This is a genomic window from Streptomyces hydrogenans (genome assembly GCF_014656075.1).
Taxonomy (GTDB): domain Bacteria; phylum Actinomycetota; class Actinomycetes; order Streptomycetales; family Streptomycetaceae; genus Streptomyces; species Streptomyces hydrogenans.
Genome location: NZ_BNBS01000167.1, coordinates 1 through 14318, shown reverse-complemented (window position 1 = coordinate 14318; position 14318 = coordinate 1). Strand labels below are relative to the sequence as shown.

Genomic DNA, 14318 nt, shown 5'->3' with positions numbered 1-14318 from the left:
GCCCGTCCCCGCGTCCGCGCCGGAGCCGCTCGGGCTGCCGCCGGCGGCCGCGTCGGAGGGGCGGGGGCGCGCGTACGCGATAGGGGCGCCCGCCGAGGGGTCGGCCGAGGGCCCCGAGCCGCTGGACGGTCCCGGCGGCGCGGTCGAGGTCGTGAACCGGCCCGCGCCGCTGCCCGTCGACGACGAACTGCCCCCGGAGCCGCTCGACAACCCGCGCCGGCTGCTCGTCTGGCCCGCGCCCGACGTCTCCACCCAGCAGGCGCTGAGCGACCGCGGCTACCGGCCGGTGATCGTGCACTCCCGCGAGGAGGTCGACGCGCAGATCGCCGCCTTCCCGGCCGCGCTCTTCGTCGACCCGCTGACCGGGCCCATCACCCGGACCGCGCTCCAGTCGCTGCGCCAGGCGGCCGTCGCCGCCGAGGTGCCGGTGCTGCTCGCGGCCGGGCTCGGGCAGGCGGGCCGGGAGGAGGCGTACGGCGCCGATCCCGCCGTCCTCCTCAAGGCGCTCGCCCCGCGCGACAGCGAGCAGCACCCGTCCCGGGTGCTGGTCATCGAGGAGAACGAGCACATCGCGGACGCCCTCGCCGCCACCCTGGAGCGGCGCGGCATGCAGGTGGTGCGCGCGGCCACGGACACCGAGGCGGTGGCGCTGGCCGCCGAGACCCGGCCGAACCTGGTGGTCATGGACCTCATGCAGGTGCGCCGCCGGCGGGCCGGGATCATCGACTGGCTGCGGGCGAACGGGCAGCTCAACCGCACCCCGCTGGTCGTCTACACCTCGACCGACCTCGACGCGGCGAAGCTGCCGGAGCTGTCCTCCGGCGAGACGGTCCTCTTCCTGGCCGAGCGCTCCAACAGCGCCGAGGTCCAGGCCCGGATCGTCGACCTGCTGGCGAAGATCGGCACCAACTGAGAAGGGGGAGGGCCCCTTTTCGGCGGCCCTCCCCCTTCCCCGTACCGGCTTACAGCTGGGTGACGTCCAGCTCGCCCTCCGCGTACTGCTTGCGGATGACCTTCTTGTCGAACTTGCCGACGCTGGTCTTCGGGACGGCGGGCACGATCGCCCAGCGCTCCGGCAGCTGCCACTTGGCGATGCCGCCCTCGGTGGCGAGGAAGTCCCGCAGGGTGGCGTAGTCGGCGCTCTCGCCCTCCTTGAGGACGACGGTGGCGAGCGGGCGCTCGCCCCACTTCTCGTCCGGGACCGCGACGACGGCGGCCTCGGCGACGGCCGGGTGGGCCATGATCGCGTTCTCCAGCTCGACGCTGGAGATCCACTCGCCGCCGGACTTGATGACGTCCTTGGCGCGGTCGGTGAGGGTGAGGAAGCCGTCGGGGCTGATCACGCCGACGTCGCCGGTCTTGAGCCAGCCGTCCTCGCTGAACTTGTCCTCGGGGCGGACCGGGTCGGCGCCGACGCCGCCGAAGTACGCGCCCGCGATCCAGGTGCCGCGCACCTCCAGCTCGCCGGCGGACTCGCCGTCCCAGGGCAGGTGCTCGCCGGCGGGGCCGACCAGCCGGGCCTCGACGCTGGCGGGGAACCGTCCCTGCGTGACGCGGTAGGGCCACTCCTCCTCCGGGGTCAGTCCGGCGGGCGGGTGCGCCATGGTGCCGAGCGGGGAGGTCTCCGTCATGCCCCAGGCGTGGCACAGCCGGACGCCGAGCTTGTCGTACGCCTCCATGAGGGAGGGCGGGCAGGCGGCGCCGCCGATGGTGACCTGCTTCATCGAGGAGAGGTCGCGCGGGTTGGCCGTGACCTCGGCGAGCAGGCCCTGCCAGATGGTGGGGACGGCGGCCGCGTGGCTGGGCTTCTCGCGCTCGATCATCTCGGCGAGCGGGGCCGGCTGGAGGAAGCGGTCCGGCATGAGCATGTTGATGCCGGTCATGAAGGTGGCGTGCGGCAGGCCCCAGGCGTTGACGTGGAACTGCGGGACGACGACCAGGGTGGTGTCCCGGTCCGTGAGGGCCATCGACTCGGCCATGTTCACCTGCATGGAGTGCAGGTAGATCGACCGGTGGGAGTAGACGACGCCCTTCGGGTCGCCGGTGGTGCCGGAGGTGTAGCACATGGCGGCGGCCGTGCGCTCGTCCAGCTCGGGCCAGTCGTAGGTGGTCGGACGGCCCGCGATCAGCTCCTCGTACTCGTGGACGCGCGGGGCGGCTCCCTCCAGGAGGGAGCGGTCGCCGGGGCCGGCGACGACGACGTGCTCGACCGTCGGCAGGTGCGGCAGGAGCGGGGCGAGCAGGGGGAGCAGCGAACCGTTGACCAGGACCACCCGGTCGGCGGCGTGGTTGACGATGAAGACCAGCTGCTCGGGGGGAAGCCGCAGGTTGAGCGTGTGCAGGACGGCGCCCATGGACGGCAGCGCGAAGTACGCCTCGACGTGCTCCGCATTGTTCCACATGAGCGTCGCCGTCGCCTCGCCCGGCCGGACTCCCAGCTCGTCGCGGAGCGCGTTGGCGAGCTGGGCGGCGCGGTCGCCGATCTCCGCGTAGGTGCGGCGGTGCGGCTCCGGCTCACCGGTCCAGGTCGTGACGGTGGACCCGCCGTGGACCCGTCGGCCGTGCTCGAGGATCCGGCTGATGGTGAGCTGTACGTCCTGCATGGTGCTGTACACGGGGCGTCCTCCCGGTGGGCGCTACGTGGCAGTAAGGATGTGCAGATTCTGCGCACGTACCGCGCGGTATGTCACTACCCGGGAGTACGGAAATTGCCAGTGATCACTGGCAGATGCCGATGATGAGCCGAGCGCGACGGCCCGGGAGTTCGGGGGCCGGGGGTTCGGGGGCCGGCTCGGGCGCCGGCGGTCCGGGGCTCAGGCCCCGACGCCCGCCGTGAGTTCCGGGTCCTCGCGCAGGCGGCCCAGGGCGCGGGAGACCGCGCTCTTCACCGTGCCGACGGAGACCCCGAGCACCTCGGCCGTCTGGGCCTCGCTGAGGTCCTCGTAGTACCGCAGGACGACCATCTGCCGCTGCCGCTCCGGGAGCTTCATCACGGCGCGCCACATGGCGTCGTGCAGGACCTGGCGCTCGGCCGGGTCCGGCTCGGCCGGGCCGACGGGCTCGGGCAGCTCCTCGCAGACGAACTCCTCCACCTTGCGCTTGCGCCACTGCGAGGTGCGGGTGTTCACCAGCGCCCGGCGCACGTACCCGTCGAGGGCCCGGTGGTCCTCGATCCGGTCCCAGGCCACGAAGGTCTTGGTGAGCGCGGTCTGGAGCAGGTCCTCGGCGTCGCACGGGTTCGCGGTCAGCGAGCGTGCGGTGCGCAGCAGCAGCGGCTGCCGCGCCCTCACGAAGGAGGAGAACGAGGGGTACGCGAACGGGCGCGGGCCCTGGCGCGGAGCCGTGCGCTGTGCGGGCCGGGTGGCGGCCGTCGAGGCGCCGGCGCAGACGGGGCCAGTGGGTGGCGGAGTCATGACTCCACGCTAGGAGCGGCGGGGTACCGGGCGGATCGGCCCCAGGTCCCGAACCGGGCTCCCCCTCAGGTCGGAGTCCTCGGGGTGCCCCCACCTCCTCTGGGTGGAGCCGCCGTCACCCCGGGGTCAGGGTCCGCCCGGGGTTCCGGCTCCGCCCCGGCCCCCGGCGCGCCGCCCGGCCCCCGGGCGCCGGGCGGCGCCCGTCAGGTGTCCGTGCCCAGCACCAGACCCGAGGTCGGCACCCCGGTACCGGCCGTGACCAGGGCCCGGGCCGCGCCGGGTATCTGGTTCACGGAGGTGCCCCGCAGCTGCCGCACCGCCTCGGCGATGCCGTTCATGCCGTGCAGGTACGCCTCGCCGAGCTGCCCCCCGTGGGTGTTGATCGGCAGCGCGTCCGCCGCGACGAAGTCCCCGCCCTCGCCCGGCCCGCAGAAGCCGAACTCCTCCAGCTGCATGAGCACGAAGGGGGTGAAGTGGTCGTAGAGGATGCCCACGTCGATGTCGGCCGGACGCAGCCCCGAGGTCTGCCACAGCTGGCGCGCGACGACCCCCATCTCGGGCAGGCCGCTCAGCCCGTCCCGGTAGAAGCTGGTCATGGCCTCCTGCTTGCGGCCCGCCCCCTGGGCGGCGGCGAGGACGACGGCGGGCGGCCGGCGCAGGTCGCGGGCGCGCTCGGTGGTGGTGACGACGATCGCCTGGCCGCCGTCGGTCTCCTGGCAGCAGTCGAGGAGGCGGAGCGGCTCGGCGATCCAGCGGGAGGCCGCGTGGTCGGCGAGGGTGATCGGCTTGCCGTGGAACCAGGCGGCCGGGTTGGTCGCCGCGTACCGCCGGTCGGTGACGGCGACGTGCCCGAAGACCTCCGGGGTGAGCCCGTGGTCGTGCAGGTAGCGCTGGGCGGCCATGGCGACCCAGGAGGCGGGGGTGAGCAGTCCGAAGGGCAGCTGCCAGCCGAGCGCCGCGCCCTCGGCGGACGGCTCGCGGCGCTGCACGCCGGAGCCGAAGCGGCGGCCCGACCGCTCGTTGAAGGCCCGGTAGCAGACGACGACCTCGGCGACGCCCGCGGCGACGGCGAGCGCGGCCTGCTGGACGGTGGCGCAGGCGGCCCCGCCGCCGTAGTGGACGCGGGAGAAGTAGGACAGCTCGCCGATGCCGGCCGCCTGGGCGACGGTGATCTCGGGGTTGGTGTCCATCGTGAAGGTGACGAGCCCGTCCACGTCCCCCGGGGTGAGCCCGGCGTCGTCGAGGGCGGCGCGCACCGCCTCGACGGCGAGGGAGAGTTCGCTGCGGCCGGAGTCCTTGGAGAACTCGGTCGCGCCGATGCCGGCGACGGCCGCCCGGCCGCCGAGCGCGTCGGGGCGGCGCAGGCTCATCGGGGCACCTCCACGGTGACGGTGCCGGTGACGTGGTGGCCGAGCCCGTTGGCCCCGGCGACGCGGACGAGCGCGAGGGTGGTGCCGTCCGGGCCGTCCGTCACCCCGGTGACGGTGCCGGTCAGGGTCATCGTGTCGCCGGGGTAGTTGGGGGCGCCGAGCCGGATGGCGACCTTGCGGAGCACCGCGCGCGGGCCGAAGTGGTCGGTGACGTACCGGCCGACGAGGCCGTTCGTGGTGAGGATGTTCATGAAGACGTCCGGCGAACCCTTCTCCCGGGCGGCCTCCGCGTCGTGGTGCACGTCCTGGTAGTCGCGGGAGGCGACGGCCCCGGCCACGATCAGGGTGCGGGTCACCGGGATCTCCAGCGGCGGCAGCGCGTCACCGGTCCTCGGGACGGTCGTCATGCCGGGTCCCCTTCCGCGAGCAGGTCGCCGAGTTCGGCGAGGAGTTGGGTGCCGTGTCCGAGGTACGCGTCGAGCTGCCGGCCCCACAGGAAGTGCCGGTGGACGGGGTGGTCCAGGTCGGCGCCCATGCCTCCGTGGAGGTGCTGGCCGCTGTGCACGACCCGCTTGCCCGCCTCCGACGCCCACCAGGCGGCGGTCAGCGCCGCCCGGGCGCAGTCCAGGCCCGCGTCGGACCGCCAGGCCGCCTCGTAGGTGGTGACCCGGATGGACTCGGTGTCCATGTAGGCGTCGGCGGCCCGCAGTTGTACCGCCTGCCGGGTGGCGAGCGGCCGCCCGAACTGCTCCCGTACGGAGGTGTACGCGACGGCCCGGGCCAGCGAACCGGCGCAGACGCCCGCCTGGAGCCCGGCGAAGGCGGTCCGGGCGGCGGCCAGCACGTCCTCGTACGGGCCGGGCCCCTCCCGGTCCCCGAGCCGCTCCGCGGGCGTCCCGTCGAGCACCAGTCGCCCCGCCGACCAGGGCGCGGTCAGCTCGACGGCCTCGATCCCGGCGTCCTCGGCCCGCACCAGCCACAGGGCCCGGTCCGCGTCCGGGACGAGCACCCAGGTCGCGTCGCGCAGCCACGGCACCCAGCCGACGGACCCGCTGAGCCGCCCGTCCCGCGCCGTGACGGCGCCGGTCGCCGGGAAGGCCCCGGTCGCGACGGCCGTGCCGTCCCCCAGCGCCGGCAGGAGGCGGGCGCGCTGCGCGGCGGTGCCGTGCCGGGCGACGGCGAGGACGCCGTACACCCCGGTCGCGGCGAGCGGCACCTGGGCGGTCACGCGGCCCTGTTCCTCCAGGAGGAGGACGAGGCCGAGCAGGCCGAGCTCCTCGACGGCGGCGGGCAGTCCGGCCGCGCTCAGCGCCTTCCACAGCTCGGCGTCGGTGGCGGTGCCGGCGGCGGTGAGCCGCTCGTGCGTGGCGAGGTCGCCGAGGATCCGGGCGGCCAGCTCGCGCGCGGCCTCCTGCTCCTCGGTGGGCGTGAAGTCCATGTCAGCGCTCCCCTTCCCCGGGTCCCGCGGCCGGTCCGTCCTCCACGGCGCGGAAGACGGGCAGCTCCAGCTCCTCGTCGACCCGCTGGAACTCCAGCCGGACCGGCATCCCGATCCGGACCTTGTCGTACGGCACCCCCACCACGTTGCTGATCATCCGGACGCCCTCGGCCAGTTCGATCAGCCCGACCGCGTACGGCGGGTCGAAGGCGGGGAACGGCGGGTGGTGCATGACCACGTACGAGTGGACGGTCCCCTCGCCGCCCGCCTCGACGGTGTCCCACTCCCCGGCGCCGCAGTCGTTGCACCCCGGCAGCCAGGGGAAGCGGAGGGTGCCGCAGGCCGCGCACCGCTGGATCAGCAGCCGGTGCGCGGCGACGCCCTCCCAGAACCCGGCGTTGTCCCGGTTGACCACCGGCCGTGGCCGACGGGGCCGCTCCACGGCCTCCGCGGGCTTCGCGGCCTCCGCGGGCTTCGCGGGACGCGCGGCCGGGGCGTACTTGAGGATCCGGAAGCGGTGGGTGCCGGCGAGCTCGCCGCCCGCCCGGACGTCCATCCGGGTGGTCACGAAGTGGCCGGTGCCCAGCTTGGTGGTCTTGCGCGGCGAGACGGACTCGACGACGGCGTCGAAGGTGATCTCGTCCCCGGGCCGGAGCGGCCGCAGGTACTCCTGCTCGCAGTCGGTGGCGACCACCGAGGTGTACCCGGCCCCGTCGAGGAGGCCGAGCAGCTCCCCGTACGCCTCCGAGCGGTCCTGGTGCCCGGAGAGGCCGCCCATCGTCCACGCCTGGAGCATGGTCGGCGGCGCCACCGCGTCCGGCCCCCGGTACGCCGGGTGCGCGTCCCCCATGGCCTCGCACCAGTGGCGGATCATCGGCAGGTTCACCGGGTCCTTGCCCCGTCCCGCGATGGCCGCGGGCTTCCCCTCGTACGCCCTCAGCCGGTCGTACAGCCCGTCCCGGGCGTCGTGCGCCCGCTCCTCCCCGCTCATCGCCGTCCCCTTCCCCGCATGCCGAGCCGTGCCCGAGCGACGATCTCCCGCTGCACCTCGCTCACCCCTCCCCCGAAGGTGTTGATCTGGGCGGCGCGGTTCATGCGCTCCAGCTCGCCGCCGTCCCGCTCTCCCGGCGATCCCGCCCGCACCGTCCCCGCGTCACCCGCGATCTCCTGACATATTCGGTACACCTCCACCGCCGATTCGGTTCCCGCGAACTTCACGCCGCTGGCGTCCCCGGGGGTCAGCCGACCGGCCCCCACGTCCCCCACCAGACGCCAGTTGAGCAGGCGCGTCGCCGCCAGCCGGGCCTGCGCCTCGGCCGCCCGGATCCGCACCCACGGCTCGTCAATCCGACGCCGACCGGTCACCGGATCGGGTGTACGGGCGCGGTCGAGGGCGGCGGCGAAGAAGTCCTCGGCCTGCATCCCGATCGCGGCCAGCGCGACCCGCTCGTGGTTGAGCTGGTTGGTGATCAGCCCCCAGCCGCCGTTCTCCTCGCCGACGAGGTTCCCGGCCGGGACCCGGATCCCGTCGTAGTAGGTCGCGGTCGTGGTGAGCCCGCCGACGGTCTCGATCGGGGTCCAGGAGAAGCCCGGGGCGTCGGTGGGGACGAGGAGGATGGAGATGCCCTGGTGCGGGGGCGCGTCGGGGTCGGTGCGGCAGGCGAGCCAGATCCAGTCGGCTTGCTGCGCGTTGGAGGTGAAGACCTTCTGCCCGTCGACGACCCAGGAGTCGCCGTCGCGCACCGCCCGGGTGCGGAGCGAGGCCAGGTCCGTACCCGCCTCGGGCTCGCTGTAGCCGATGGCGAAGACGCACTCCCCGCGCAGGATCCCCGGCAGGAAGGCGGCCTTCTGCTCCTCGGTGCCGTACCGCATGAGGGTGGGCCCGACGGTGTTCAGGGTGACCATCGAGACGGGGGCGCCGGCGCGGTACGCCTCGTCGAAGAAGACGAACTGCTCGTCGGAGCCGCGGCCCTGGCCGCCGTACTCCTGCGGCCAGCCGAGGCCCAGGAGGCCGTCGGCGCCGATCCGCCGCAGCAGCCGGCGCTGGGCGGCGCCGTCGGTCGCCGGGGGCGGCCCGTCGGGCATCGTCTCGCGGAAGTACGCGCGGAGTTCGGCACGCAGCCGGAGCTGGCGCTCGGTCGGGGCGAGGTGCACGGGACGGCCTCCCGGAGGGGACGACGAAGGTTTCTGACTGTCCGTCAGATCTACTCGCCCTGTCAAGGCACCCCGGCCGAAACGACGACGCGACCCGGAGGGGCGGCGCGACCCCCCGCCCGGAACGGCGAGGCGGCCCGCGCGCCGGTACCGAAGCACCGGCGCGCGGGCCGCCGTTCACACCGCGCTCACTCCCCCTCGGGCCGGACCCGCGGGGCGGTCACCACCACGGGTAGAAGTTGACCGTGTTGTTCGCCTGGGAGATGTGGGTGAAGGCCGAGCCGTTCACACTCGCCGTGTTGTTCTGGTTGGAGGCACCGGAGCCGGTCGCCACCTGCTGCGTGGTGGTCGAGTTGCCGTTGTTGTCGCCACCCACGCCGCTGCCGATGATCGTGGCGACGCTCGTGTTCGATCCGTCGTCCGCGAAACCGCCGTTGTCGGCCTGCGCCACGCCGCCGAAGAGGGCGGCGGCGAGCGGCAGGGCGACGACGGCGGCGGCGATGCGGGCGGTACGGATGCTTGCCATGTCTGTTCCTCCGGGAACTGAAGCCAGTCTGCTGTGCACGGAAACGGTGGTCTCTGAAGGCGGGCCGTGAACTCCGGCCCTGACCAGGGAGGTTGGCCGACCGCCCCGGTCGTTCTCTGCTCGACGTCGCGAGTCCAGAGTTGCCCACCGAATCCCCGGCGAACCACCCCGGAGCGGCCGATTCCCCCGCAAGCGTGAGGACAAGCCGATAAACCCTTCGTAGCCGAGAAAAGCCCAGCTCAGCCCGGCCCCATGGCTTCCGGGCCGTGGATCCCTTACCCCCCAAGAGAGGAAGCGTTCCGCCACCCGCCCGGAAACCGGACGACTCCCCTCCACCGCCCCCGCATCCCCACCGAACGCGAAGACGCCCTCCCGAACGAAAGCTCGAAAGGGCGCCGGGGCAACGGGCATCAAGGCACTGGGGCGCCAGGTCGCCTGGTCGTCAGGCCACCAGGGGCGCCAGGTCACCAGGGCCGAGAAAACTCCGGATCAGCCGCCGTCACCGCTCGCGGCCGCCTCGAAGGCCGCGTACGCGGTCGCGTCGAAGAGCACGAACCGCACCTCCTCGACCTCCGTCTCCGCCGCCCGCACGGTTCCGACCGCGATCCGCGCCCCGTCGTCGAGCGGCCAGCCGTAGACACCCGTGGAGACGGCCGGGAAGGCGACCGTACGGGCCCCCAACTCGTCCGCCACCCGCAGGGACTCCCGGTAGCAGGAGACCAGCAGTCCCGACCGGTCCTCGCTCGCCGACCAGACCGGCCCCACGGTGTGGATCACATGGCGCGCCGGCAGCCGCCCGGCCGTGGTCGCGACCGCGTGCCCGGTCGGCAGCCCCTTGCCGTAGTGCGAGCGACGCAGGTCCCGGCAGGCGGCGAGGATCTCCGGCCCGCCCTCGCGGTGGATGGCCCCGTCGACCCCACCACCCCCGAGCAGGGACGAGTTCGCGGCGTTGACCACCGCGTCCACCGCCTCGGCGGTGATGTCCCCCCGCACCAGCACGATCCGGACCACGACACCCTCCTCGGCCCCCGGCTCTCCCGTCCCCTCCATCCTCCCGTCGCCCCGGCGGAGGGAGGAAGCGCTTTTACCCCACTCCACCGTCCCGCGGGGCCCGGGACGGCCCGGACACGGGGCAATGCATACCTACGAGCCGGTACGAAGGAAGCGATGTCACACGTACGAGTGGGTGTTCCGGCCCTCGCGGCCGCCCCCGGAACCACCGCCTCCGGACTCGACATCCAGGGCCTCCCGACGGGCGCGAGGCACGAAATGGCCGGTCCGACAGGTGCTTCACCCTGAAGCAGAAGGAGAAAAGCGCGTGTCTAACCTCGCACCCGCGCCTAAATTATCCAGAATTTCACCTACTGCCCCAGTTGAAACCACGACGTCTCGTCGCCTAGGAGCGTGTCATGCAGATTCGCAGGTGGCTCCCGGACCAGCCCACCCTCATCGGCCGCCACGACTGGCCGGACGAGGGAGCCGAGGGAACCCATCTGCGGCTGCGTGCGGGTTCCATCGTCGTGCTCGACCGGCGCGCGTGGCGGGTCCTGGAGATCACCGGCTACCCCACCGACCACTGGCCCGACGCCTACGAGAAGGCCTGGCGCGACCACATGGAGCTGTGGTGGCACGCCAACGAGCTGCGGGGGGTCAACAACCAGTCGGTCAAACCGGCTTCGGACCGCGGCAACTTCTACAAGCGCCCGGTGGTCCTCGCACTGCGCGACGAGAACCTCCCCCGCTCCGCGCCGAAGCACTGGTGCGCCCCCGCCAGCCAGGGCTGGCAGGTCCTCCCCGAGCACTACGCAGTCTGCCGGGCCTGCGGCGAACTCCCGCCCTGCCACCACGGGGAGTACAGCCCCGAGGCCGGCCCCCGCGTCCCGGAGCAGAGCGGCGGCATCCCGCTCATCGTGCCGGAGGGCTGCTGCATGGGGTGCGCCGAGCTGGTCAAGCCGCGCATGCGGACCGTGCGCTTCCCCGGCCCCAACCTCTGGTACCCGGACCTGGGCGAGGACACCGCCGTCTTCCACGCCCGGTCCGCCTGTGAGGACCAGGTGGCGCTCTACCGGGCGCAGTGGCAGGCCAAGTACCCCCAGCCCGCCGTCCACCCGCCCACCCCGGCCTTCCCCGGCTTCGACCACTTCTTCCTGCCCCAGCCCCGCCCCGCCCTCGCACCCGCCCACGGCCACGACCTCGCACCTCCTCACGGCCAGGGCCCCTCCCCCGCCCACGGCCAGGGCCTCATGGCGGAGCACGGGCAGAACCTCTCCTTCGCCCACGGCCAGAACCTCGCGCCCACCCACGGCCAGGGCCCCTCCCCCGCCCACGGCCAGGGCCTCCCGCCGGCGCACGGTCAGGGTCCCTCCCCCGCCCACGGCCAGGGCTCCTCGCCCACCCACGGCCAAGGCCTCCCGCCGGCGCACGGTCAGGGCCTCATGGCGGAGCACGGGCAGGGTCCCGCGGCGCCGCACCCCCAGGAGGATTCGCGCTCCTCCCTGGTCACCGGCTCCGGTGCCTTCTCGCCCGCCTTCGACGACTACCGGCCGGAGCCCGACCCGTACCCCTCGGCACCGCCCCCGGCCCCTCAGGCCGTCCAGGCCACCCACCCCGCGCAGCCCGGCCACCCCGCACAGGCCACCCACCCCGCCCAGGCCACCCACTCCACGCAGGTCACCCACTCCGCGCAGGCAGGCCCGTCCGCGCCCGCCGCCGTCCCGGCCCCCGCTCCCACGGCCGCCCCGACGACGGCCCCGATGGTCGTCCCGGACGCCACACCCGTCGTGCGGGCCGCGGAGGAGCTGAGTCGTTCCCTCACCTCCCCGCCGGTCTTCCACAACGCGGAGCAGGCGGCCCGGGTGATCGAGGAGCTCACCTCCGCGGTCCGCAACATCGCCCTCTGCCTGAACAGCCCGCAGGCCCGCAGCCACCCCCTCCCCTGAGGCCCGGGCCCGCCCGGAAAGCCGAGAGCCCCCGTCCGGTCTCGCCGGACGGGGGCTCTCGCGCACCGCGGTGGGTGTGGGATTTGAACCCACGGAGACATCGCTGCCTCGACGGTTTTCAAGACCGTTCCCTTAGGCCGCTCGGGCAACCCACCCTCGCTCCGGACCGCTTGGGGCGGAGCGGGCTACAGCGTACCGGGTGGGCGGAGGGGGTGCGGGAGAGCGGGACGGGTCGGGCGGGTTCGCGGGGCGGCGTCCGGTGCGTCCGGAGATGGGACGGGCGCTGACGGAACGCCGGGAACGCCGGGTTAGAGTCCCCTTCACAACATCTCCACGTTTCTTGAGAAGAACAGAGGGTCGCACGGTGCAGGGCACGATCGACGGGTTCAGCTATGGCATGGTCACGCCCCTCGTGGGCTATGTGATGGCCTGCCTGGGCAGCGCGCTGGGGCTGCGCTGCACCGTACGGTCGCTCGCGACCGGGCGGACCCGGAAACCCGGATGGCTGGCGCTGGGCGCCACGTCGATCGGATGCGGGATCTGGACGATGCACTTCATCGCGATGCTCGGCTTCCAGGTGAGCGAGACGGCGATCTCGTACGACGGCACGCTGACCTTCCTCAGCCTGCTCGTCGCGGTGTTCGTCGTCGGCGCCGGCGTCTTCACCGTGGGCTACCGCGGCACCCGGCCGGTCCCGCTGCTCGCCGCCGGCGTCTTCACCGGGCTCGGCGTCGCCGGCATGCACTACCTGGGCATGGCCGCCATGCGGATGGACGGCTCCCTCACCTACGCGCCCGGCGTCGTCGCGCTCTCCGTCCTCATCGCCGTCGTCGCCGCGACCGCCGCCCTCTGGGCCGCCGTCTCCGTCCGCGGCTTCCTCGCCAGCCTCGGCGCGAGCGTCGTCATGGGCGTCGCCGTGACCGGCATGCACTACACCGGCATGGCCTCCGTGGGCGTCCAGGTCGCCCATGACGCCCACGCCACCTCGGGCGACGGCTCCTCGGCCATCGACGTACTGCCGCTGCTCGTCGGCCCGCTCATCTTCCTGGTCCTGGCCGCCGCCGTGGTGATGCTCGACCCGATGCTCATCATGGGCGACGACGAGCCCGCTGCCGCCGGACCCGCCCGGCGCATCGACATCGGCGACATCCAGGCCGACCTGAACGCCGACAACAACTGGGGCGTCACCAGCGGGAGCCCGGGGCGCGAGCTCTAGGCCGCGCGCCAGGACCGACGGAGACGGCGCCGGGGGTGCTCCCCCGGCGCCGTTCCGCGTCCCCGCCCGCGCGTCCCGCGCGCGCGTGGGTCGGTCAGCTGTCGCCGGTGCGCTCGCCGAGGACGACCGTCGTCTGCGCCGTCTTGCCGCCGCGCTCGTAGGTGATCTTCACGGAGTCGCCCGGCTTGTGGGTCCAGATCTCGCTGATGAGGGACGGACCGCTGTCGATCGGGTGGTCCCCGAAGGCCGTGATCACGTCACCGGGCTTCAGACCCGCCTTGGCGGCGGGGCCGCTCGGGGTCACCGCCTCCGTGCCGCCCGCGCCCTGATCGGCGATCCTCGCGCCCTCGCCCTTGTCGTTCATGTTCACGGTCGCGCCGATCACCGGGTAGACCGGCTTTCCGGTCTTGATCAGCTGCTCGGCCACCGCCTTCGCCTGGTTGACCGGGATCGCGAAGCCGAGGCCGATGGAGCCCGCCTGCGACTGGCCGTAGCCGCCGCCGGTGGACTGGATCGCGGAGTTGATGCCGATCACCGCGCCGGCCGCGTCGAGCAGCGGACCGCCCGAGTTGCCCGGGTTGATCGACGCGTCCGTCTGCAGGGCGCTCATGTACGAGTTGCTGCCGCCGCCGTCGCCGGAAGCCACCGGGCGGTTCTTGGCGCTGATGATGCCCGTCGTCACCGTGTTGGAGAGGCCGAAGGGCGCGCCGATCGCGATCGTCGAGTCGCCGACCGCCACCTTGTCCGAGTCGCCCAGCGGCAGCGGCTTCAGCCCCTTCGGGGCCTCCTTCAGCTTGATGACGGCCACGTCGTAGCCCTCGGCCCGTCCGACGACCTCGGCGTCGTACGTCCTGCCGTCCGAGAAGGTCGCGGAGAGGGTGCCGCCCTCCGCCGCCGACGCCACCACGTGGTTGTTGGTGACGATGTGGCCCTCCTGGTCGTAGACGAAGCCGGTGCCGGTGCCGCCCTCGCCCTGGGTGCCGCCCGACTTGGCCTGGATGGTGACCACGCTCGGCAGCGCCTTCGCGGCGACCGCCGCGACCGTGCCCGGCTCCCGCTTGAAGGAGGCGGGGGCCTCGCCCGAGCTGACCGTCGTCGACTCCGGGCCCCGGTCCTCGCGCTGGGCGGCCCAGTAGCCGATGCCGCCGCCGATGCCGCCCGCGACGAGCGCCGCCACCAGCACCGCCGCGACGAGACCGCCGGTGCGCTTGCGCGGGGCGGCCGGGTCCGCGGGCGGCACCGGCTCGCCCCAGGACGGCACG

The 14318-nt window shown here is 73.7% G+C and carries 13 protein-coding genes and 1 tRNA gene; 3 read left to right on the top strand and 11 right to left on the bottom strand.

Annotation, left to right across the window (positions count from 1 at the left end):
* On the top strand, nucleotides 1-913 hold a 913-nt coding region (locus IE321_RS37735; RefSeq protein WP_506417411.1), incomplete at its 5' end, for a response regulator transcription factor.
* A 49-nt stretch (nucleotides 914-962) separates the two neighbouring features.
* Here IE321_RS37735 and IE321_RS37730 read toward each other — a convergent pair.
* The 9 genes from IE321_RS37730 to IE321_RS37690 form a co-directional block, all read right to left on the bottom strand.
* Nucleotides 963-2615: a long-chain fatty acid--CoA ligase gene (locus IE321_RS37730; protein WP_190226225.1), complete on the bottom strand. Its 1653-nt coding sequence runs from the start codon at nucleotides 2613-2615 to the stop codon at nucleotides 963-965.
* Nucleotides 2616-2813: 198 nt separating this feature from the next.
* Nucleotides 2814-3413 carry a SigE family RNA polymerase sigma factor gene (locus IE321_RS37725; protein ID WP_079022062.1) on the bottom strand — a complete coding sequence of 200 codons (600 nt, stop codon included), beginning with the start codon at nucleotides 3411-3413 and terminating at the stop codon, nucleotides 2814-2816.
* 203 nt (nucleotides 3414-3616) lie between these two features.
* Nucleotides 3617-4783: a lipid-transfer protein gene (locus IE321_RS37720; RefSeq protein WP_190226224.1), complete on the bottom strand. Its 1167-nt coding sequence runs from the start codon at nucleotides 4781-4783 to the stop codon at nucleotides 3617-3619.
* Nucleotides 4780-5190, bottom strand: a complete 411-nt coding sequence (locus IE321_RS37715; protein ID WP_190226223.1) for a MaoC/PaaZ C-terminal domain-containing protein — start codon at nucleotides 5188-5190, stop codon at nucleotides 4780-4782. The genes IE321_RS37720 and IE321_RS37715 overlap by 4 nt, the downstream gene beginning before the upstream one ends.
* Nucleotides 5187-6221: an acyl-CoA dehydrogenase family protein gene (locus IE321_RS37710; RefSeq protein WP_190226222.1), complete on the bottom strand. Its 1035-nt coding sequence runs from the start codon at nucleotides 6219-6221 to the stop codon at nucleotides 5187-5189. Before IE321_RS37710 ends, IE321_RS37715 begins: the two co-directional genes overlap by 4 nt.
* A gap of 1 nt (nucleotide 6222) precedes the next feature.
* Nucleotides 6223-7212 (bottom strand): bifunctional MaoC family dehydratase N-terminal/OB-fold nucleic acid binding domain-containing protein, encoded by a 990-nt coding sequence (locus IE321_RS37705; protein ID WP_190226221.1) that lies wholly within the window; start codon nucleotides 7210-7212, stop codon nucleotides 6223-6225.
* Complete coding sequence (locus tag IE321_RS37700; RefSeq protein ID WP_190226220.1) at nucleotides 7209-8375, bottom strand: acyl-CoA dehydrogenase family protein; 1167 nt, start codon at nucleotides 8373-8375, stop codon at nucleotides 7209-7211. The genes IE321_RS37705 and IE321_RS37700 overlap by 4 nt, the downstream gene beginning before the upstream one ends.
* Before the next feature lie 220 nt (nucleotides 8376-8595).
* The gene (locus IE321_RS37695; RefSeq protein ID WP_043224849.1) at nucleotides 8596-8901 is read right to left on the bottom strand and encodes a hypothetical protein; all 306 of its coding nucleotides are present in this window, start codon (nucleotides 8899-8901) and stop codon (nucleotides 8596-8598) included.
* A gap of 489 nt (nucleotides 8902-9390) precedes the next feature.
* Nucleotides 9391-9912, bottom strand: a complete 522-nt coding sequence (locus IE321_RS37690; protein WP_190226219.1) for an O-acetyl-ADP-ribose deacetylase — start codon at nucleotides 9910-9912, stop codon at nucleotides 9391-9393.
* A gap of 398 nt (nucleotides 9913-10310) precedes the next feature.
* Here IE321_RS37690 and IE321_RS42535 point away from each other — a divergent pair, with 398 nt between their 5' ends.
* A complete protein-coding gene (locus IE321_RS42535) occupies nucleotides 10311-11840 on the top strand; it encodes a hypothetical protein (protein ID WP_226652191.1) in 1530 nt (509 codons plus the stop codon).
* A 68-nt stretch (nucleotides 11841-11908) separates the two neighbouring features.
* Here the strand turns inward: IE321_RS42535 and IE321_RS37680 are convergent.
* Nucleotides 11909-11995 (bottom strand) — tRNA-Ser (locus IE321_RS37680).
* Nucleotides 11996-12204: 209 nt separating this feature from the next.
* Between IE321_RS37680 and IE321_RS37675 the strand changes: the two genes are divergently transcribed.
* Nucleotides 12205-13056 (top strand): MHYT domain-containing protein, encoded by an 852-nt coding sequence (locus IE321_RS37675; protein ID WP_190226218.1) that lies wholly within the window; start codon nucleotides 12205-12207, stop codon nucleotides 13054-13056.
* Nucleotides 13057-13150: 94 nt separating this feature from the next.
* On the opposite strand, the gene IE321_RS37670 is transcribed toward IE321_RS37675, so the two are convergent.
* A partial coding sequence (locus IE321_RS37670; protein WP_190226217.1) for a S1C family serine protease occupies nucleotides 13151-14318 on the bottom strand: 1168 nt, incomplete at its 5' end.

What these genes read in the sequence shown, in the direction of transcription:
- IE321_RS37725 (WP_079022062.1), bottom strand. Translation starts at nt 3,413, where the DNA reads ATGACTCCGCCACCCACTGGCCCCGTCTGCGCCGGCGCCTCGACGGCC.
- IE321_RS37720 (WP_190226224.1), bottom strand. Translation starts at nt 4,783, where the DNA reads ATGAGCCTGCGCCGCCCCGACGCGCTCGGCGGCCGGGCGGCCGTCGCC.
- IE321_RS37715 (WP_190226223.1), bottom strand. Translation starts at nt 5,190, where the DNA reads ATGACGACCGTCCCGAGGACCGGTGACGCGCTGCCGCCGCTGGAGATC.
- IE321_RS37710 (WP_190226222.1), bottom strand. Translation starts at nt 6,221, where the DNA reads ATGGACTTCACGCCCACCGAGGAGCAGGAGGCCGCGCGCGAGCTGGCC.
- IE321_RS37705 (WP_190226221.1), bottom strand. Translation starts at nt 7,212, where the DNA reads ATGAGCGGGGAGGAGCGGGCGCACGACGCCCGGGACGGGCTGTACGAC.
- IE321_RS37695 (WP_043224849.1), bottom strand. Translation starts at nt 8,901, where the DNA reads ATGGCAAGCATCCGTACCGCCCGCATCGCCGCCGCCGTCGTCGCCCTG.
- IE321_RS42535 (WP_226652191.1), top strand. Translation starts at nt 10,311, where the DNA reads ATGCAGATTCGCAGGTGGCTCCCGGACCAGCCCACCCTCATCGGCCGC.